At 64.3% G+C, this 19874-nt stretch carries 16 protein-coding genes; 9 read left to right on the top strand and 7 right to left on the bottom strand.

Annotation, left to right across the window (positions count from 1 at the left end; all coding sequences use genetic code 11):
• Positions 1-55: 55 nt before the first annotated feature.
• Genes ABZ720_RS12880 through ABZ720_RS12870 form a run of 3 tightly spaced genes read left to right on the top strand, consistent with a single transcriptional unit; the run spans position 56 to position 2960 of the window.
• Entirely contained in the window at positions 56-1192 is a 1137-nt protein-coding gene (locus ABZ720_RS12880) for an ABC transporter ATP-binding protein (RefSeq protein ID WP_366555933.1), read from the top strand.
• On the top strand, positions 1189-2124 hold the full coding sequence (locus ABZ720_RS12875; RefSeq protein WP_366555932.1) for an ABC transporter permease subunit: 936 nt from the start codon (positions 1189-1191) through the stop codon (positions 2122-2124). Before ABZ720_RS12880 ends, ABZ720_RS12875 begins: the two co-directional genes overlap by 4 nt.
• Positions 2121-2960 carry an ABC transporter permease subunit gene (locus tag ABZ720_RS12870; protein ID WP_366555931.1) on the top strand — a complete coding sequence of 280 codons (840 nt, stop codon included), beginning with the start codon at positions 2121-2123 and terminating at the stop codon, positions 2958-2960. Before ABZ720_RS12875 ends, ABZ720_RS12870 begins: the two co-directional genes overlap by 4 nt.
• Before the next feature lie 43 nt (positions 2961-3003).
• Here ABZ720_RS12870 and ABZ720_RS12865 read toward each other — a convergent pair whose 3' ends face one another.
• Positions 3004-3429, bottom strand: a complete 426-nt coding sequence (locus ABZ720_RS12865) for a cupin domain-containing protein (protein WP_366555930.1) — start codon at positions 3427-3429, stop codon at positions 3004-3006.
• A 38-nt stretch (positions 3430-3467) separates the two neighbouring features.
• Complete coding sequence (locus ABZ720_RS12860) at positions 3468-4211, bottom strand: SDR family NAD(P)-dependent oxidoreductase (protein ID WP_366555929.1); 744 nt, start codon at positions 4209-4211, stop codon at positions 3468-3470.
• A 205-nt stretch (positions 4212-4416) separates the two neighbouring features.
• Here ABZ720_RS12860 and ABZ720_RS12855 point away from each other — a divergent pair, with 205 nt between their 5' ends.
• Positions 4417-4983: an HdeD family acid-resistance protein gene (locus ABZ720_RS12855; RefSeq protein WP_366555928.1), complete on the top strand. Its 567-nt coding sequence runs from the start codon at positions 4417-4419 to the stop codon at positions 4981-4983.
• A 64-nt stretch (positions 4984-5047) separates the two neighbouring features.
• Positions 5048-6040 (top strand): LLM class flavin-dependent oxidoreductase, encoded by a 993-nt coding sequence (locus ABZ720_RS12850; protein ID WP_366555927.1) that lies wholly within the window; start codon positions 5048-5050, stop codon positions 6038-6040.
• Between the two features lie 7 nt (positions 6041-6047).
• Here the strand turns inward: ABZ720_RS12850 and ABZ720_RS12845 are convergent, their stop codons facing one another.
• On the bottom strand, positions 6048-9044 hold the full coding sequence (locus tag ABZ720_RS12845) for an ATP-binding protein (protein ID WP_366555926.1): 2997 nt from the start codon (positions 9042-9044) through the stop codon (positions 6048-6050).
• Positions 9045-9538: 494 nt separating this feature from the next.
• On the opposite strand from ABZ720_RS12845, the gene ABZ720_RS12840 reads away from it, so the two are divergent.
• From ABZ720_RS12840 to ABZ720_RS12825, 4 genes are all read left to right on the top strand, one after another.
• Positions 9539-11293, top strand: coding sequence for a hypothetical protein (locus ABZ720_RS12840; RefSeq protein ID WP_366555925.1), 1755 nt, complete (start codon positions 9539-9541; stop codon positions 11291-11293).
• A 64-nt stretch (positions 11294-11357) separates the two neighbouring features.
• Complete coding sequence (locus tag ABZ720_RS12835) at positions 11358-12137, top strand: hypothetical protein (RefSeq protein WP_366555924.1); 780 nt, start codon at positions 11358-11360, stop codon at positions 12135-12137.
• A 13-nt stretch (positions 12138-12150) separates the two neighbouring features.
• Positions 12151-14445 carry an Ig-like domain-containing domain gene (locus tag ABZ720_RS12830; protein WP_366555923.1) on the top strand — a complete coding sequence of 765 codons (2295 nt, stop codon included), beginning with the start codon at positions 12151-12153 and terminating at the stop codon, positions 14443-14445.
• Between the two features lie 144 nt (positions 14446-14589).
• Positions 14590-15159 carry a hypothetical protein gene (locus tag ABZ720_RS12825; protein WP_366555922.1) on the top strand — a complete coding sequence of 190 codons (570 nt, stop codon included), beginning with the start codon at positions 14590-14592 and terminating at the stop codon, positions 15157-15159.
• A gap of 27 nt (positions 15160-15186) precedes the next feature.
• On the opposite strand, the gene ABZ720_RS12820 is transcribed toward ABZ720_RS12825, so the two are convergent.
• From ABZ720_RS12820 to ABZ720_RS12805, 4 genes are all read right to left on the bottom strand, one after another.
• A complete protein-coding gene (locus ABZ720_RS12820) occupies positions 15187-16503 on the bottom strand; it encodes a TRAP transporter large permease (RefSeq protein WP_366555921.1) in 1317 nt (438 codons plus the stop codon).
• On the bottom strand, positions 16503-17051 hold the full coding sequence (locus tag ABZ720_RS12815) for a TRAP transporter small permease (RefSeq protein ID WP_366555920.1): 549 nt from the start codon (positions 17049-17051) through the stop codon (positions 16503-16505). Before ABZ720_RS12815 ends, ABZ720_RS12820 begins: the two co-directional genes overlap by 1 nt.
• Positions 17052-17215: 164 nt before the next feature.
• Positions 17216-18205, bottom strand: coding sequence for a TRAP transporter substrate-binding protein DctP (gene dctP / locus ABZ720_RS12810; RefSeq protein WP_366555919.1), 990 nt, complete (start codon positions 18203-18205; stop codon positions 17216-17218).
• 193 nt (positions 18206-18398) lie between these two features.
• The gene (locus tag ABZ720_RS12805; protein ID WP_366555918.1) at positions 18399-19766 is read right to left on the bottom strand and encodes an MBL fold metallo-hydrolase; all 1368 of its coding nucleotides are present in this window, start codon (positions 19764-19766) and stop codon (positions 18399-18401) included.
• Between the last annotated feature and the right edge of the window lie 108 nt (positions 19767-19874).

Raw genomic sequence — 19874 nt, 5'->3', positions numbered from 1 at the left:
CGGGGGTCCAAGCGGCCCTCGTCCCCTTTTACTGTGTGGATTGCGGGAGAGCAGGGTGTCCCAGGCGACAGGCGGTGGCAGCAGCACCAGTTGGCAGCAGCCGGATACACCGCCCTTTCTGCGCATCGAAGGGGTGGTCAAGCGATTCGGTGATTTCGTCGCGGTGGATGGCGTCAGCCTCGACATCTATCGCAAGGAACTTTTCTGCCTTCTGGGTGGATCGGGCTGCGGCAAGACCACGCTTTTGCGCATGCTGGCCGGCTTCGAACAGCCGAGCGAGGGGCGCATTTATCTCGATGGAAGCGATGTGACCGACGCGCCGCCCTATGAGCGCCCGGTCAATATGATGTTCCAGTCCTATGCGCTCTTTCCGCACATGACTGTGGGCGGGAATGTGGCCTTCGGCCTGAAGCAGGACCGGGTGCCGGCGCCCGAGATCAAGCGCCGCGTGGCGGAGGCGCTGGATCTGGTTCAGCTCGGGCCCTATGCCAAGCGCAAGCCGCATCAGCTCTCGGGGGGGCAGCGCCAGCGTGTCGCTTTGGCCCGCTGCCTGATCAAGCGGCCGAAGCTGCTGCTGCTCGACGAGCCGCTGGCGGCGCTGGACAAGAAGCTGCGCGAGCAGACCCAGTTCGAGTTGATGACAATCCAGGAGGAGGTGGGGATCACCTTCATCGTGGTCACCCACGATCAGGAGGAGGCGATGTCGCTGTCCACACGCATTGCCGTGATGGACCGCGGCCAGATTGCGCAGGTCGGCACGCCCACCGAGATCTACGAGTACCCCAAAACGCGCTTTACGGCCGACTTCATCGGCTCAATCAACTTCTTCGACGGCAAAGTCGCCGGCCGGAAGGGCGAGGCGCTCACGGTAGACGTGCCGGACCTTGGAAGCACCTTGCAGGTGCGCTCGGAAATCGAACTGCCGCCGGGCCGGGAGGTATGCGTTGCCGTGCGGCCGGAGAAGATCTCCATCTCTCGCGAGCCGCTCGATCTGCCCAATGTCCTGCGCGGCAAGGTGCGTGACCTGGGCTACCTCGGCAACCTCTCCGTCTATCGTGTCGAGCTCGATGGCGGCCGCCTGGTCAAGGTAAGCACCGCGAACACGCTCCACTCCACCGAGCGCGAGGTGGACTGGGACGACATGGTCTACCTGGGCTGGCGGTCTTCGGCCGCCTTGGTCTTGAACGAATGACGACGGCCCAGCCCACTCCCGCTCCAAGCGCCCCGCTCACGACGCCGGGGCGCAAGCCGCGCTTCTGGACGCGGGGCAAGGGCGCGGTCACAGCCATTCCGTACTTCTGGCTGCTGCTTTTCTTCCTGCTGCCCTTTGCCATCGTGCTGAAGATCAGCTTGGCCGAACCCCTGATCGCGCAGCCGCCGTTCACCCCACTGTTCGGGCCGGACGGCGCCTTGCAGGCGACCTTGGACAATTACCGCTTCCTCTGGGAAGACCACCTTTACATCGTCGCCTACCTCAATTCCTTGAAGCTGGCCGGGGTTTCCACGCTGCTGTGCCTGCTGATCGGCTATCCCATGGCCTATGGCATGGCCAAGGCGCCGCCAGCCTTGCGTAACATCCTGTTGCTGTTGGTCATCCTGCCGTTCTGGACCTCGTTCCTGCTGCGCGTTTACGCCTGGATGGGCATCCTGCGCAACAACGGTCTGATCAACAACTTGCTGCTCTGGCTCGGGGTGATCGACCAGCCGATCCAGATGATGAACACCGATTTCGCCATCTACATCGGCATCACCTATTCCTATCTGCCCTTCATGATCCTGCCGCTCTACGCAGTGCTGGAGCGCCTGCCGGGCGACCTCGTGGAGGCGGCGCAGGATCTCGGCTGCCGACCCTGGAAGGCCTTTGCGACCATCACGCTGCCGCTGTCGGTGCCGGGCATCATTGCCGGCTCCCTGCTCGTTTTCATTCCGGCGGTGGGCGAGTTCGTCATCCCCTCGCTGCTGGGCGGGCCGGACAGCCTGATGATTGGCCGGGTGCTCTGGGATGAGTTCTTCGGCAACCGTGATTGGCCGGTGGCCTCGGCCGTGGCCATCGCCCTGCTGCTGGTGCTGGTGGTGCCGATCATGCTGTTTCAGCGCATGCAGTTGCGCCGGGAGGGGGCATGAAGCGGCGCAACTGGTTTCTCTTTTCCGCTCTGTGCTTCGGCTTCGCCTTCCTCTACGGGCCGATCCTGTCGCTGATCATCTACTCCTTCAACGCCAGCCGCCTGGTCACGGTGTGGGGGGGCTTCTCGACCCGCTGGTACGGCGAGCTTTTCCGCGACCCGCAGATCATCGATGCGGCGCTGCTGTCGCTGCGCATCGGCGCGGTGAACGCAACCTTCGCCGTGGCGCTAGGGACCTTGGCCGGCCTTGCCATCACGCGCTTTGGGCGGTTTCGCGGCAGGATGCTCTTTACCGGGATGATCGCCGCACCTCTGGTGATGCCGGAGGTGATCACCGGTCTCTCACTGCTGCTGCTGTTCGTCACCCTGGAGAGTGTAGTGGGCTGGCCCTCGGGGCGCGGCGTGACCACCATCACCATCGCCCACATCACCTTTTCGATGGCCTATGTGGCCGTGATCGTCCAGTCGCGGCTTTCATCCCTGGACGGCTCGCTGGAGGAAGCAGCGCTCGACCTCGGGGCGCGGCCCTGGAAGGTTTTTTTGGTCATCACCCTGCCGATCATCGCACCGGCGCTTGTCGCCGGCTGGCTCCTGGCCTTCACCCTGTCGCTGGACGATCTTGTGATCGCTTCCTTCGTCTCCGGACCGGGGGCCAGCACCCTGCCGATGGTGGTCTTTTCCAAGGTGCGCCTGGGCGTATCGCCGGACGTCAATGCACTGGCGACGATCATCGTGTTGATCGTCACCGTGGCGGTGGTGATCTCCGGTTGGCTGATGATCCGCAGCGAACGGCGGCGCGAACGCGACGTGCAGGCGGCCTTGGCCGGGCGGTCCTGAACCGGATCGCCCGGCGTGTGCCCACCGCGTCGGTTGTGCCGACTTACTGGGCCGCCGCCACCTCTTCATCGTCGAGGGTAATGGTCTTGAAGTCGGCCGGTGCGACGATCTCCAGCACCTCGAAGTCTGCCGAGCAGTCGATTTCGCGATGCTTGATCTTCGGCGTCTGCAGCACGGTATCGCCCTTGCGGATGGTGTGAACGCCCTGGCCCTCGTACTCGAAGGTCGCCCAGCCGTTCAGGACGTAGACCAACTGGAAGGTGCAGTCGTGCATGTGCCAGCGCTGCACCTTGTCCGCGCTCTTGCGGCCGTTGGCGCGGATCACGTGCGCGACATAGTCGCCCTTGGTGCCTTCCTTGATGCCGAGATCGCGGTAGTCGAAGATTTCCCGCAGGCCCGGCGTCCATTCTGCCTCAGAGGCCTGATGGTGGACGAAGCTCCAGGCGCCGGTCTTGGCTTTCTCGGTCATGGCAGTGTCTCCCTGACGTGATGGCGTGAATGATGGGTTCAGGCGACGGTTACGCCGCTGTCCACCGAGAGGATCTGCCCGGTGGTGATGGGCGACTCGTCCGAGGCGAGATAGACCGCCATATCCGCCACATGGATCGGCTCGCCCAGGCCCAGCAGATGGGCCCGCGCCAGATCGGCGATGCCCGCGCTGTCATCGATCAACCTCTTGACCCGGTCGGAAAGCGTGACCGACGGCGCAATGGCGTTCACCCGTATCTTGTGGGGCGCATACTCAACGGCCATGGATCGCGTCATTGAGGCGACGCCGCCCTTTGCTGCCGTGTAGCAGTCGCGCCCCGGCACGGCCATCAAGGCCACGTTGGACGACATGTTGATGACCGAGCCGCCGCCGGCCTTGATGATCTCGGGAATCGCCAGCTTTGAGCAGAGGAAGGTGCCGTAGAGGTCGAGGCGGATGACACGCCAGAACTCTTCATCCGGTGCTTCGGTGACCGGGCCGTCCTCCTTGGTGGAGCCGCCGGCATTGTTGTGCAGGATGTCCAGCTTGCCGTAGCGCTTCACCGTCTCGGTAACGGCCGCTTCCACGGAGGCATGATCGGTCACGTCGCAGTGGATGAAATGCGCGTGCCCGCCGAAATCGGCGGCGGCACGCGCGGACTCGGCGGCGGCTTCTCCCAGTTGCGCGTTGATCTCGGCCACCGCGACGCAGGCGCCTTCCGCGGCAAATCGCTCGGCCGTGGCGCGGCCTATGCCGCCGCCGCCACCGGTGATGAAAGCCACCTTTCCTTCAAGACGTCCGCCCGACCGTACCCCACCGGCTCTTGCCATTGCGCGCTCCCTCTCCTGTATGGAAGCAGAGTGCCGCGAGCAGGCGGCATAGCGCAAGCGCCTGATCTGCGCCGCAGGGTGGCGAAGATGGTTTCCATTACGCCCGGGAGCCGCCATGCTGAGCCATTGTTCCTGCACCAGACACGGGGAGAGCACCATGCGCGCCGTTCTGCCGAGAGACGCCGATACGATCCGCCGGCACATCACCGGATTCCTGTTTTACGGAGTGGCGCTCTGCCTGCTCGGCCTCTTTGCCATCGTGGCGCCCGGGTTTGCCGCCGTGGCCATCAGCCTGCTGCTGGGCTGGCTCTTGCTCATTGCCGGCGTGCTCGGGATCTTTGCGGTGTTCCGCTCCGGATCGAGCGAGCCCGGCTACTGGTCGAACCTGCTGATGTCGGTGGTGTTCCTGCTGGCCGGCGCCACGCTGCTCTGGCGTCCGCTTGCCGGTGTGCTGACCCTGACAATCATTCTCGCGGCCTATTTCCTGGCGACCGGGCTGTTCAAGCTTGGCGCCGCTGCGCGCTACCGCAGCACCATGGCGCGCGGCTGGACCTGGATGCTGGTAAGCGGCGTGATCGATCTGGTGCTGGGCCTGCTGATTGTTTTCGGCCTGCCCGGTTCGGCCGACTGGGTCCTCGGTTTGTTGGTGGGGATCAATCTTCTGTTCACCGGCCTGGCCCTGGTCATGACAGCCATGGCCTTGCGGACATTGCAGCGCTCCTGACGCTTCCCACATGTCTGGCGGGTGCCGATTCCGCCCCCCGTCTTCAATGCTGTAAGGGCCGCGCATGATTCCCCTTTCCATCCTCGATCTGGTCCGCATCACCCAGGAAACGAACGCCGGTGGTGCACTGAACAACGCCCGCGACCTCGCTCGCCACGCCGAGGGCTGGGGTTATCAAAGAATCTGGGCCGCCGAGCATCACAACATCGCCGGCATCGCCAGTGCCGCGACAGCCGTCGTCCTGGCGCACATCGCCGGTGGCACCGAGAAGATCCGTGTCGGTGCCGGCGGCATCATGCTGCCCAATCACTCGCCCCTGGTGATTGCGGAGCAGTTCGGGACTTTGGCGCATCTCTTTCCCGATCGTGTCGACCTTGGGCTGGGGCGCGCGCCCGGTACCGATCAGCGGACCCTGCAGGCGCTGCGCCGCTCTCCGGCGGCGTCGGATTCCTTCCCCCAGGATGTGCTGGAACTGCAGGCCTTGCTGGCTCCGCCGCAGGCCGGACAGTTTCTCCACGCCGTGCCGGGGGAGGGGACGGAGGTGCCGCTCTGGATCTTGGGGTCGAGCACCTTCGGCGCTCGGCTCGCGGCGGAGCTGGGCTTGCCCTACGCTTTCGCCTCGCACTTCGCGCCGCAGGCGTTGCTGCCGGCACTGGAGATCTATCGCAGCCGCTTCCGGCCCTCGAAGCAGCTGCAGCAGCCCTACGCCATGGTGGGCGTCAACATCATCGCAGCCGACAGCGATGCCGAGGCGCGCCGACTGGCGACGACACAGCAGATGTCCTTCGTCGATTTGGTGCGCGGCACGCGGCTCTACAGCAAGCCGCCCATCGACGACATCGAGAGCTACTGGTCACCGATGGAAAAAGCCCAGGCCATGCAGATGCTGGCACGCTCGATCATCGGTTCGCCGGCCACTGTCAGGGCGGGCATTGCCGATCTGGTGGCCGAAACCGGCGCAGACGAGTTGATTATCGTCTCCGACCTCTACCACCACGAAGATCGGCTGCGCTCCTACGAGCTGATTGCCCAGGCGCAGGCTGAAACGACTGCGTGAATCCCGTCTAGGATTGCTTGCGTGCGTCCTCGATGGCCTCGCGTACCTTGAGTGCCAGATCGGCGCGACGGAAGGGCTTCTGCAGCAGCCGTGCGCCGGGGTCGAGGCGGCCGTGGTGGGTGATCACCTGCTCCGTGTAGCCTGACATGAATAGCACCGGCAGGTCGGGCTGGATCGCCTGGGCGGCCTCGGCCACCTGCCGGCCGTTCATGCTGCCGGCCAGGATCACGTCGGAGAGCAGCAGGTCGAAGCGTGCCCCCTCCTTCAATGCGGCTTCCGCTGCCAGTCCATCGGCCACGGCCGTCACGGCATAGCCCAGACGCTTGAGAGTCAGGGCGGTGAACTCACGCACCATGGCGTCGTCCTCCACCACGAGAATCTTCTCGCGGCCGGCAGGAATCTCCTGTCGGGTGGGGCTCTGCGCTTGGGGTTTGGCCTGAGATTTGACTGAGGGGATGTAGAGTTTGATGAGCGTGCCCTCGCCTGGTTCGCTGTAAATGGTGATGTGGCCGTTGGACTGGCGCACAAAGCCATAGACCATCGGCAGGCCGAGCCCTGTGCCCTCGCCGGTAGCCTTGGTGGTGAAAAAGGGTTCGAGCACCCGAGCGCGAATCTCGGGTGCCATGCCGCTGCCGCTGTCGCCCACGGCAATGCGGACGTAGGTGCCCGGCGCGGGCAGCAGGTGAGTATCGGCATCCTCCTGCTCGATCGTAACTTCTGTGGTCTCGATGCTCAGGCTGCCGCCGTCGGGCATGGCGTCGCGGGCGTTCAGCGCCAGGTTCATCAAGGCATTCTGCAGTTGGTTTGGATCGACCATCGCAGTCGGCGCATCCGAGTCCAGCAGGGGCTCGATGCGATAGCGCTCGCCCAGGGCGCGTCGCAGCAACGGCTCCAGTTCGCGGATGAGCTGGTTGACGTCGGTGGCTTTCGGGTCGAGCGCCTGGCGGCGGGAGAAGGCCAGGAGCCGTTGGGTCAGGTCGGCGGCCTGTCCGGCAGCGCGGTTGATGAGTGACACCAGATGACGGCTTTCGCTGTCCCTGGGCAGCATCTCCGTGACCGTCTCGGCGTTGCCCAGGATGACGGTGAGGAGGTTGTTGAAGTCGTGCGCGATCCCGCCGGTGAGCTGGCCAACCGCCTCCATCTTCTGGGCTTGGCGCAGCTGTTCCTCTTGGGTGACCCAGGTGGAGATGTCCTGGAAGTAGACGGTCAGGCCGTGCTCGTGCGGAAAGCCCCGCACCTCGAACCAGCGGCCCAGCGCTTCATAGTAGAGGTTGAACTCGACATCCACGCCCTCCCGGACGGCCCGCCGATACTCGCTATAAAGCAGAGTGTTCTGGGCCTCGGGAAAGGCGTCCCAGATCGACTGGCCGATCAGGTCGATCGCCTTGCGTTCGAGGTAGCGCTCGGCCTGTCGGTTCATGAAGACGAAGCGCCAGGCCCGGTCCACCGCGTAGACGCCGTCGCGAATCGATCTCAGTATGGATTCGCTTTCGCGGCGCGCCCGTTCGGCATCGGCGCGCAGCCGGTGCGCCTGGGTCGCTGCCTCGTGCAGTTCCTCGGTCAAGCGCAGTTTCTGGATGGCCGCGGTGGCGATGTTGGCGAGCTGCTGGATGAGGATCTGGTCCTCGTCGGTGAATTCGCCTCCATTGCGATCAGAAAGCTGCAGCGATCCAAGGTTGCGGCCATCCTGCGCGGCCAGGGGGACCGCAAGCCAGCCGCGCAGGGGCGGATGCTTATCCCCTTCGCTGCCGAACCGCCGGAACTCCGGGTGCGCCTCCAGTTGCTCCTGACTGAGCCGCATGGGTTCATTGGTGGCATGCACCAGTCGATAGATGCCGCTGCCGTCGGGCAGCGCGCTGTAGTCCCGCCAGGCCGCATACTTGTCGGAGAGCGAGCTGCGCAGCAGCTTGCGCCCATCGTCGAGGACGACACTCGCGATTGCCTGATGGCTGGGTGCCAGCTCACGCGCCAGGTCCGCAACCCTCTGCAGGGCATCCTGGATGCTCTGCGAGTTCAGCAGGCCGGCCGAGGCCTGCGTGAGGGCGTTCAGGTTCGCAATTCGCTCGGCTGCATTGCGCTCGCGCTCGCCGATGCGCCTGATGAAAATCCAGGTAAGGCCACTGAGCAAAAGAATGGCCAGCAGCCCAACGGCGATGTCGATGAGCGCGCGACGCAGCCATTTGCTCAGCCGTTCGTCCAGGGAGATACCGGTGTAGACCACGAGCGGCAGGTCGGGCACCTGGGCGTAGGCGATGCTCCACTCTCCTGCCTCACTCTCGGCGAGCGGTCCACGAAAGATTCCGGTTTCGCCGGCCGCGAGCGTGTCGATGGGCAAGGTGATGTCGGATTGGCGCAATCCGATGAGGCTCTCGTCGAAAGGGTTGCGGCTGACCACCTTACCTTCGTGCGTCAGAAGCCCGACCACACCGTGCTCGCCGACGCGTAAAACCTCGTAGAAGTTGCTGATGTAGGCGGGGGATATGGCGGCCGAGGCCACGCCAGCAAAGCGGCCGTCGGCATGCTCCAGCCGGATGCTGACGTTCATGATCCAGCGCCCGGTGGCGTGGCCCACCTCGCCCAGGCGAGGCGGCGCCACGTAGAGCCCCTGGTTCGGTTTGTCTCGGTGCGCCGTGAAGAAGGGGTGTGACGAGAGATCGACAGATCCCGGCTCTGGCGTGCGTGAGGTGGCGGTGACCAGGCCATTCTGGTCAACCAGGAAGAGCGAGAAGGCTGGGCTGAAGGCTTCCTGGCGCAGCCGTAGCATGTCGTGCGCGTCATCCGACCCGGGAGTGCGGCTGTCAATATTCTCGGCGACCCCGCGCAGCGCGATGTCAACGGCAGAAAAGGTCTGCCGCGTGTGTTCGGTGAGGGCATCGCGCAGGTTGGCCGCATCGGTGCCGGCATCGGAGATGACCTGCTGTCGGTCGGCGAGTATCTCGAAGGTCACCACTGCCGCCAGGGCCAGCGCGGCCAGCAGGTTGCCGAGCAGAAGCAGGCGCTTCATCGCCGGCACGCCCGGCCCGCCTTTCCGATCGCTTGGAGGTTAACCTTATTCAATCCCGCATCCCCGAGGAGCCTGGGGGAGCCTGGCTCCAATAGCCCGGCACAGCCTATCGCATTAGCCCGCAAGTCGCACTCGCGTTATGGGCGGATCAGTGTGGGCCAGGCAGCGGAAACCGCTGGTTCAGTTTCTGCTCGCTACCTGTTCGAACGAAGGGGGAAAGGCTTGGCAGCGGATGATAGCCTTCCTTCGCGTTGGGCCGATCCCGGTGTAGCACGCCAGACCATGGGGGCGGCCCCATGGCACCATTGGCTTCGAGGTTTCAATCGCTGCATCGGCTCGAACCATCGGTCGAAATCAACGTCGCTCCAACGAAGTGCTCACCATAGGCATGCGGCCGGGCACACAGTTCACGCCCGACCGCCAATGCCTATGCTGAACAGGAGCAGACAATGACGTGCTCATCTCGCTCATTTCGCCGGTCCCGGGCATTGGCCGTGGCCATCACGGTCATCTTCCTGAGCAACCCGGCAGCGCCATCGGCTGACAGCTACTCACCCCCCGATCCGCTAGCTGTATCGCAACAGCCTGTGCCGGACCATGACCCGGAAGCGCAGCTGCGAGGCAAATCGGCAATGGACCATGCGGAGGATCTCGGTGCGCCAGTCCTGATGCGCCGGCTCATGGCCTTGCAGGCGCTGATCGAGATGGGTCCCAACGCCTTGCCCGCGCGCGACACGGTGCGTTTCGTGGTCGAGCACGGCGACAGCGCCCAGTTCTCCGACGTACAGATTGATGAACTGCGGCTCAGTGCGCTGTCCGCGATGCATGCGATGCAGGCCCCTGAAGCAATCGACCTGCTGCGCAGCAAGATCCTCGACCCCGACTTCGCCACGCAAGACAGGTCCTATGCCGCATTACTGGACGCCGCGATGCAGGTAGACATCGACAACGAGACACTGACTCGCGATCTGATGTCGCTGATCGATGCGGCGCCGGACCATGCCGAACGACTGATGACCTTGGGAGCACTCCCGTCGCCGGTGCAGGCTGCGCTGGACGTGGCGGTGTTCGAGGGCGCTCACGGTGAAGCGGCGACCCGTTATTTTCTGCAGCGCCTGGATGATTTGCCGTTTCTCAACGACACCGAAAGGCTCGAGTACGTTCTCGGCAATCTTGAGGTGGCCGGCCCGCAGCAGAGCCGGGAGGCACTCGCGCGGGTCGGAACCGAGGCGGCGCTGGATGCAGCACTGGCCATTGAGCCGCTGGAAGGGCCGGCGCGCTTTCAGCTGATCAGCCGTTTTGCTGAGGGTTCGATGTCTCCTGAAGGTGCCACGGATCGTATGCTGGACGAGATCAGGGCGCTCGAGGGAGAACAGCCGATCCGGCAAGGCGTTTCTCTGCTCGAGAGCGCGTTGCGCGATGAAAGTTCGTCGATCTTCGCACGTGCCATGACCGAGCTGATCGAGTCCGGGCCAACAACGACACACCGCGCCATCGGCGCAGCGCGACAGGTCCTGTTCCTGCAACGCAACCCCGATGCAGATGCGTCGGCTGCCTTGACCTCGGTTTTTGCCCTGCTCACCGATCCTGCCGCGGCTCCTGAGGCGCGGATAGCAGCGGCCAAGTCGCTCCGCCAGACGCCGGCACGCCTGGCGGCTCTCGACCCGGACTACTTCATTGGCGAGGCGGTCGACCTGATCTGGCAAGCGGACGATCCGAGTGAAGCCGAGTTGCCGGTGGCGTTGCTGGCACCCCTGATGTCGTCGCCCGAGCTCGCACCGCAAGTGGTGGATGCCATCGAGGTGCGCTTTTCGGAGCATCTGACGAATTGGGCGATCAACCCGGCCACGGCCATTGCAATCGGTAGCGGCACCACCCCGGGGCTCGAGCGCTCGGCCACACGTGAGGCCGCCGCCATCATGATGGGAAAAGCGATCCAGAGTACGGCAATCGATCTGGAATACTTGGGGCCACACCTGGCCCGCAACGGGGAAGCGCTCGCCAGTCTGGAGGCCAACACGGTTGCCGGCGTCATCGGCACCTACGCCCCGACGATCTTCGCGGAAGACAAGCCCGCGAGCTATGACTTCGCGCTGGAGCCCTACATGCGGCCCATGTTGATGCGCCCGGGGTGGTTTGCGCAGGATCCCGAGGCCAAGGCGGAGTGGCTGGCCTTTCTCCAGCGTGTCATTGATCTGGACGACGACAACTTCAGCCCAACCGCCCGCCGCGCGCTCGAGCGTTTCTGATGCACACCTTGCGGCACCTGCCTGTGTTCCCGCGATTCACCAACCGCCCCCAAAGGAATAACTCATGAAGTTCACCAGTATCGCAACAAGAGTGGGCCCGATGGTCATTCTGTCCGTGATCTCCGTTTCAGCATTCTTCACAGCTCCCGCAGTCTCGCAGGACTCTCGGACGATGACCGTGCTCGGCTCGATAGACGGGACCGTCGACGGCACGGAACGCGGCTGGCTAACGATCTCCGGTGAGGTCGAAGGCAGCGACATGGCGTCCGCTGCCTGGCGACCGCATTCGGATGCGCGGGCCATGGAGAACGCTTTGGGAGCCATGGGCGAGCAGCAGCGCGAGCAGATGAAAGAGCGCCTGGAGAAGATGGCCGAGATGATGGGCGACGATGCCGCCGCCAATCCGCTGGCGCAGATGCTGGGGGGCGATGGGGAAGAAAAGATTGCGTTGCGCATCATGGGCGTCGACCCGGATGCAGAGAAGATTCTGCGCCAAGGCGGCCTGACCATCGAACTACCCCCATTCTCGGCAGAGAACAAGGATGAGTTGCTGCACGGTCAGCACGAAGCCGAGATATCCTACCACAAGAATTTTGGCGAAAAGACAGGGTTTCATGTCTCAACGCACGACGTTGGAACTGACGCTGTCGTTGCATTCGACCAGTTGGAAATCGTTGAAGGCGGTGGATTTGCCGAAGGCACTTTCGAAGGAAGCCTTTGCCCGATCAGCGCGCTGATGAAGGGAAGTATCGACCCCGAAGCCTGTATCTTGGTGGCAGGGCGGTTCGAGACCGACCTTGGGGAGGAAGAGACCAACAGTCCTGCCTCCCGTTCCAACGATTGAGGCGGGCCGTAGGATGATGCGCGCTCCGATCTGGGCCCTCGCGATGTTCGCGTTGGTGGCGGCAGGCCCTGTCGCGCAAGCCCAGCAGACTCTCGAAATACCCGAAGCGGAATTCGAGAGTGTGGAGGAATACAAGCCTATTCCGCTGCCCGATCCTTCCGGTGGGCCCGTCAACCAGATGTTCGAGTACATGGAACTCGACATGACCGGCACACTGCCCGAAGCCGTGCTGGAGTCGATGTTGGGCGAGACGCCCTACGATTTTGTCGATGTGGTTTGGGGCATTGAGGTGAGCGGTGACTGGGTCGCTCGCCTTTCCGGAATCGGCTCCCTGCAGGTGACCGACTTTACGGAGGGCCGAGGCGCCACCCTGCGGATCGACCCGGAAAGGTACACGGGCCAGCATGGCTTCCGCATGTACAACGCGCGGCTACAGACGGATGGCGCGCACGTGTTCACGCTGAGCGCCGCCTTTCCGCCTGAACACGGCGGCGAGGCGTTGGGCACGGAACTTGAAGCCCCCAAAGCCGTGTTTGAAGTGACCTGGTTGTGCCACATGTTCGAGCCTGATCGCACCGGCTGCACGGATGGCTCAGAGGAGTACTTTGAAACCGAGCTGCCCATTCTAAGCAAACTGCACCTCACACGGCGTGCAGAGGGATACAGGATAGAGTTTGCCGCCCGTGTCCAGGAATCGCGCACCCATAGGGACCGAGGCTATCCGTCGTCGGATCTGACGGGCCGTATCGGCGATGTGCGGGGCTGGGTCTGTGACGCAGAGTCCTGGGAGGCGAACCCCGACGACTGCGTGCCTCACGACCCGCTCGAAGTGGTGGATGTAACGCCCGATCACGAGCGTGAGAATGTCAACTTCGAGAGGCCGTCAGTGGAGTGGGAGTTCACCACCCCCGTGGATCTCGCCAGCCTCAGGCGCGGCTTCACGCTCACCACCCGCGATCGGGCTGGCAACGAGATTGAGGTTTCCGGTGAGATCGCGTCCAAGGGCGGCAATCGCTTCACCTTCTCCCCCGACAGCGATCTGGAATCGGGTGTCCAGTACGAAGCCAGGCTGAAGGGCGGTGCGGACGGCATACGGGCAAGAGACGGTGAAACCACTCTCGGTGCCGATCATTGGTGGCGATTCTCGACGATCCTTGACCTGGAGTTTCAGAACAATTCCGACGACCCGCCTCTGGAGATGCATGTCTACCAGACGGTGCGCGACGCGCCGCTGGTAACGGAAAAACCCACCGCCATCAGGATCTATCCCAACTGGGAAGAGCATGGGCATATCCACCCGGATTGGCAGCCCACATCCTTCCCGATCACCCTGGATCTCAATGTCGTGTCCGAACATCAGCGCCGCGTCGAACCGCAGTTCGGCGGCACGGCGACCACCGAGGAGATCCGTTTGCATCGGCCCGACCAGTTCAACACACGACATCGGCGGCAGGCCGCGCATACCATCAACGTCTACGGCTGGCTTCCAGCCAGGAGAGGTGTCTCGCCGCCCGTGGTCGAAGCGCGTCTGGCGGCATACGATCCCTTCCCGGGGCCGCTTGATCCGGCAGACGTGATTGTCGAGCGGGACTTCGAAATCTGGCAGACGGATCCGCAGCCGCTGACACTGCGCTTTGCATTTCTCACCGTCGGCCCCTGGTCAGATGGCGTTCCCAGCGAGGACTGGCTGGTCGCCGAACAGGTGGCGCGCGCTGCGGCCGAATTCACACGACAGCTTCTCCCGGTCCGCGAGGTGCGCACGGCCTTCACGAACGTCGAAGACGCCAGGCCAGGAAGCGGCGTGACACCCATGAAGAACCTGTTGGCCGACTTGCGCAATTCACCCCACATCGTTTCTCAGCCGCAGGATGTCTTCGTCGTTCTGGTACCCTTTGGCACACTCGACTATTCAGGCGGTGCCGTGCACACGCGCTTCTCCAACGAAGCCGATCGGGGAATCACGCTCAGCATCGCCACCTCCGTCGATGGCATACGCATTCCCATTTCGCACCAGGCGGAATCTCTGGTCCACGAGATCGGGCACTATCACGGCCTGAAGCACAAACCCGGGGATATCGACGACCTGAACAAGATGGGACTGACTGCCGATGGCTATGCCGATCCGACCATCGAGGGGTTCCGCATTGCTGCGGATGGCATGACGGGCCAGAACAAATCCTACTCCGAGGGCAACAGCGAGTATCCCGGCACGCCGACGCCATTGATGTGGCCGTCTCCGCTGAGCTCCGAGCGGGTCTGGATTAACGAGAGCGAGTATCGATCGCTTATGGATCATCTCCCGCGCTGAGGCGGTCACAGAGCGGCGCGGTGCCTTCAATTCTCAACCCCGGGCCTTTCGAGGCCTATCACCACCCGGGGCGTCCCGGCGACGAGCCGCGTGTTCCCAACACCGCCTGCGGGCGGCCAGCTTCACATCGGAGGAGTGCCGACCATGACGATCACACGAAATCCTGCCCTCAAGTGGGCGCGCCGGAGCGCGGCCGTCGCCACCTTCGGTCTGATCCTCGCTGTGTCGGGAGGCTTGGAAAGCCACGCCGAGCAGACGGAGCCGGGCGCTGTGCCCCAGTCCAACAAGGGAGCGAAGGCCAAGCACCTTTCCAGCAACGGGCCTGCAACGGTCGGCAGTATGACGATCGATGGGAAGTCGTACGATCTGACGGCGTCCCATTGGTGTGAACCGGAACCAGGTGTCGAAAGCGGAACCACCGTCACCATCCGGGTCGCGGCGTTGAATGACAGTGGTGACGTCATGGTCTACGCCCTGCAGGTGGATCGCGACAGAGGCCGTCCACCGGTGCAAACCGTAAGCGCTGCGACTGACCCGACAACCAACTATCGCAGCGGGGATGTGACGCCGGCGACCAGAGCGGAACCCATGATTGTTGCGGAGAACGGCGCTGTTCGCATCGAGGGGGACGTGCGTCGCAGCGGCGGCGATGTGGTTACCATCGAGGCCGAGTTCTCCCTTCCTGACGAACCCGGCTTCCCCGGATACTGCTGACGTTTACGCGGTCGCCTGGCACGAGAATCAGCGAATGGGTCCCATCACCGCCTCGGGCAGCCAGGTGGCGAGGCCGGGGAAGAGGCAGAGGATCAGGATGGCCAGGACCATGCAGCCCACATAGGGCAGGGAGCCCATGAGGATGGTCTTGAGCTTGATCTCCGGCGCGATGGAATTGATCACATAGAGGTTGAGGCCGACAGGGGGCGAGATCAGGCCGATCTCCATGTTGATGGTCAGGATCACCGCGAACCAGTAGGGGTCGAAATCGGCTGCCAGGATGATCGGCAGCAGGATCGGCGCCGCCATGACGATGACCGCCACCGGCGGCAGGAAGAAGCCGGCGACCAGCAGGAAGACGTTGATCGCCCCCATCACCACCCAGCGATTCACATCCAGGTCCGAGATCCACATGGCGATCGACTGGGTGATGAACAGCGAGGACAGCATGTAACTGAAGACCCCGGCCGCGCCGATGATGAAGAGGATCATCACGCTTTCGCGCGTGGCGCTGCTCAACACCAGCCAGAGCGCGCGCGGGGCCCACATGCGGTAGATGATCACCGCCATTACCAGGCACAGAAGTGCGCCCACCGCTGCGGTCTCCGACGGTGTGGCGACGCCGCCGTAGAGCGCATAGAGCACGCCGAGGATGATCAGCAGGAAAGGGAGGACCCGGGGCAGGATCTCCAGCTTCTCCCGCAGGTCATAACGCCGGTTGGCGATGGCATAGAGCGCGTGCTTGCGCCAGGTCGACCAGACCGACCAGGCCATGAAGAGGCCGACCAGCAGCATTCCGGGGATCACGCCGGCCAGGAACAGGCGACCGATGGAGGTTTCGGTGGCGATGCCATAGACGATCATGGTGACCGAGGGCGGGATCAGGATGCCCAGTGTGCCGCCCGCGGCGATGGAGCCGGCCGCCACCTCGTCGGGATAGCCCCGCTTGCGCATCTCGGGGATGCCCATCTTGCCGATCGCCGCGCAGGTGGCGGGCGACGAGCCGGACATGGCCGAGAAGAGGGCGCAGGCGCCGAGGTTCGACATGACCAGCCCGCCGGGCACGCGGGTCAGCCAGCGCTCCAGCGCCTCGTAGAGGTCGGCGCCGGCACGGGTGGAGGAGATCGCCGCGCCCATGATGATGAACATGGGGATCGACAGCAGCGCGAAGGAATTGAGCTTGCCGAAGAACATCTCGGGCAGCAGTTCCAGCGAGCGCATTCCGTCGAAGATGAGCAGGAAGCCGGCGGAGACAATCAGCAAACCGGTCGCAACCGACACGCCCGAAAAGAGCACCGCGACCGTGACGAGGGCGACCAGGGCCCCCAGCGTGAGCGGGTCCATCACTTGTCCTCCAGGCCGAAGGGCGTGTCGCGGCCCGTGAGCAGGGCAAGTAGGTCGGCCAGGAGCTGCAGGATGAAGAGCCCGAAGCCCACCGGCAGCAGCAGATAAGGAATCCATAACGGCGGGCCCCAGACCGAGGGCGAGCGCCAGCCCCGCTCCCAGGCGATATGCCAGTTCTCATAGCCGTACCAGGCCATGACGCTCAGCACGACAATGCCCAGCCCAAGCACCAGGAGCGCCAGGAACTTGCGCGGCCTGCGCGGCAGCCACATGGGCAGGAGATCGACGTTGACGTGCCCGCGCAGCTTCTGGACGTAGGGCAGGCCCAGCATGGTGGCCCCGACCATCAGGTAGACCACCATCTCGGTCTGCCAGATCGTCGACTGGCGCAGCACGAAGCGCACGAAAATCATCTGGCAGGTGATCAGCACCGAACTGAGGATCATCAGCGCCGAGAACCAGCCGCACACGGTGGAAATCCACGCAATGGTGCGCAGAAGCGTATCGACTGCGCCGCGGGAAGCGTTGCTCGGGGAAGCGTGGGTCATGAAGTTCCGGCCTGGATCAGGTCGAGATGAGATGCGGCCTGCGCGCCCGATACCCCTGCATCAGCGTGGGACAGGATCAGAAACTCGTCGCGCAGCTGTGGGGCGCCCGACCCGCCGGCCTGTACCGGCGATGATCATGGGCCGGGCGCCCGCGCAGGCTTCGCTTATTCGACCTCGAAGGCCAGATCGAGCAGTTCCTGCCCGTTCGGCACCTCGTCCAGGAAACTGGCGTAGGCGGATTCCGCTGCCAGTTCGCGCCAGGCCTCGAAGTCTTCCTGGGTCATCTCGGCGATCTCCACATCGTTGTTGCGGAAGACCTCGACCGCCCGGGCGTCGTCGACCTTGGCCTGCTCCAGGTACCATTCCTCGGCCTTGGCCGAGGCGTCCAGCAGCGCCTGCTGTTGCTCCTCGCTCAAGTCCTCGAAGGTCGACTTGTTCATGAGCAGGGGCTGGTACATGAACCAGAGCGCCACATCGCCCGCCGGGGTGAAGCAGTCCACCTGCTCGTAGAGGCGGTAGGAGACGAAAGACGAGGAGGAGGTGTTCACCGCGTCCAGCACCCCGGTCTGCATGGCGTTGTAGATTTCCGAGGAGGCCATGGAGGAGATCGAGGCGCCGGCGGCCGCCAGCATCTGCTCGAAGGCCCGACCCGCGGCGCGCACGGTGCGGCCCTGCATGTCCGACGGCTCGGTGATGCAGCCGTCCTTGGCCGCGAAACCGCCGGCGAGGTAGCCGTGCACCAGAACCATCACGTCGTCCTCGGCCATCACCTCTTCGATGGCTTCCATAAAGGGAGAATGGTTGAGCCGCGCGGCGTGATCGTGATTGCGCACCAGACCGGGCATCAGCGTGAGATTGTATTCGGGCCGCTGTCCACCGGCGTAGGAAAGCGGAAAGACCGACATGTCGAGCTGGCCGCGGCTGAGCGGCAGGTACTGTTCGCTGGCTGCGAACAGGGATGCGGAGGGGAAAATACGGATGTCGAGCCCGACATCGGCGGCGGCAACCTCGTCGGCCACCATCTCGGCAACCTTGTGGCGGACATCCGCCGTCGACCACTGGTGCGACAGGCGCATCTGCTGTGCCTGTGCGGAACTGGCGGCAATTGCGAGCCCGGATACGGCCGCAATCGCAGCAAGGGGTAAGAGCTTCATTCTATCCTCCCTGAGCGCGTTGTCCCTCGTTCCAGAGCCCGCAGGCGATCTCCGCCGCCCTGGCCCCACGCTGCGCCCGATCAAGGCGCAAGCAGCATCCAACCCGGGATTATGCGCGTGGTCAATAACTTGTGTGCAATCTGGTGGTGCGGTGTCTGTTCCGAACGACATTCGGGCCGGCTTGGCCCGCTGGTCAGGTGCTTTCCACAGGCATGTTCAGCGCCGTCCAGGCCGTCATTCCGCCCAGGAGATTGGAGACGTCCGCGTAACCGTTACGCTCGAGGATGCTGGCCGCGAGGCTGCCGCGATGGCCGACGCTGCAGGTGACCACGAGTGGCTCTTCGCGGCTCAGTTCAAGCTCGGCCAGGTGTTCTTCCAGATGACCGACGAAGGCGTGCTTGGCGCCCGGGATGTGGCCTTCCTCGAAATCTTCGGTCTCGCGGACGTCGAGAACCGCGACCTCATCGAGGCGATCGGCCAGCGCGCGCGGTGCTGTCGTGCCGCTTGTCTCGATGGGCAACCCGGCATCGCGCCAGGCCTCAAAGCCGCCGGCCAGAGCGCCGGCCACATTGTCAAAGCCGATGCGCGCGAGCGACAGGCGTGCTTCGCGCGCCGCTGCAGGGCCGTCGGCCACGAGCAGGATGGATGCCGACTCCTCGGAGATCCAGCCGCCATAGCGGGCCACACCGGACAGCCAGACGCTGTAGGCGCCGCCGATATGCCCGCCGGCGAAGGCCTCCACGTCGCGGGTATCGATTACCAGAGCCTCGCCGCAACGCTCGGCGAACTCCTGTGGCTGCAGCCATGCCAGGGGCAGGTCGTCGAAGGGGCGGCCGGCGTGCAGGTTCACCTCCTCCATCAGGCGGAAATAGGGCGGCCGCGCCAGCCCTTCGCCGGCCTTGTGGCGAATGAAGTCATCCCGGCTCTTGGTTGCGACGGCGTTGCTGACCCGCTCGATGCCGATGGTGGAGTGGTCGCGGTCGGCGACGTTGCCGCCGCAGGCCGAGCCCGCGCCATGCGCCGGCAGGACGAAGGCCTGGTCGCCCAGCGGCAGGATCTTGGCGTGCACCTGGTCATAGAGCAGGCCGGCATTCTCAGCCGTCTTGTCGACGTCCGGCAGATCGGTGCGCCCGGTGTCGCCGATGAAGAGGCTGTCGCCGGTGAACACGCCCCAGGGCCGATCCGGTGCGGCGTCGAGGCTGATGGCAAAGCACATGCTTTCCGGCGTATGCCCGGGCGTGTGCAGGGCGTGCAGCGTCATGCCCCCGGCGAGCGTCATGGTCTCTCCATCGCGCAGCCGCCGGTCTGCATGAGCCATGATGTCATGGTCGCAAGCCAGAATTTCGCAGCCTGTGAGCGTTCGCAGCGCCGCGCCGCCCATCTCGAAATCCTCCTGCCGATGCGTCTCCAGCACCCAGCGCAGCCGCAGCCCGTTGTCGTGAATCACCTTCAGATAGCGCTCCACGTCCCGGCCGGGGTCGACGAGAGCGGCCATGCCGTCCTCCGCCAGAATGTAGGCCACATGGGCGATGCCGGGTGTCTTGATTCGCTGAAAAAACATGGCGCGCTCCTCCCCTGTTGACGGTGCCGATTGGCTGCATGCGCCCCGGCCGGGGCAATGCCGGGGCCGGGATGCAAAGCAAAAGCGTCTGGAGCGGAAACGCGGTTT

The organism is Aquibaculum sediminis, assembly GCF_040712085.1.
GTDB classification, from domain to species: Bacteria; Pseudomonadota; Alphaproteobacteria; order Kiloniellales; family DSM-21159; genus Aquibaculum; species Aquibaculum sediminis.
Note: the sequence above shows the minus strand (reverse complement) of the source record. Positions and strands in the feature narration are given on the sequence as shown.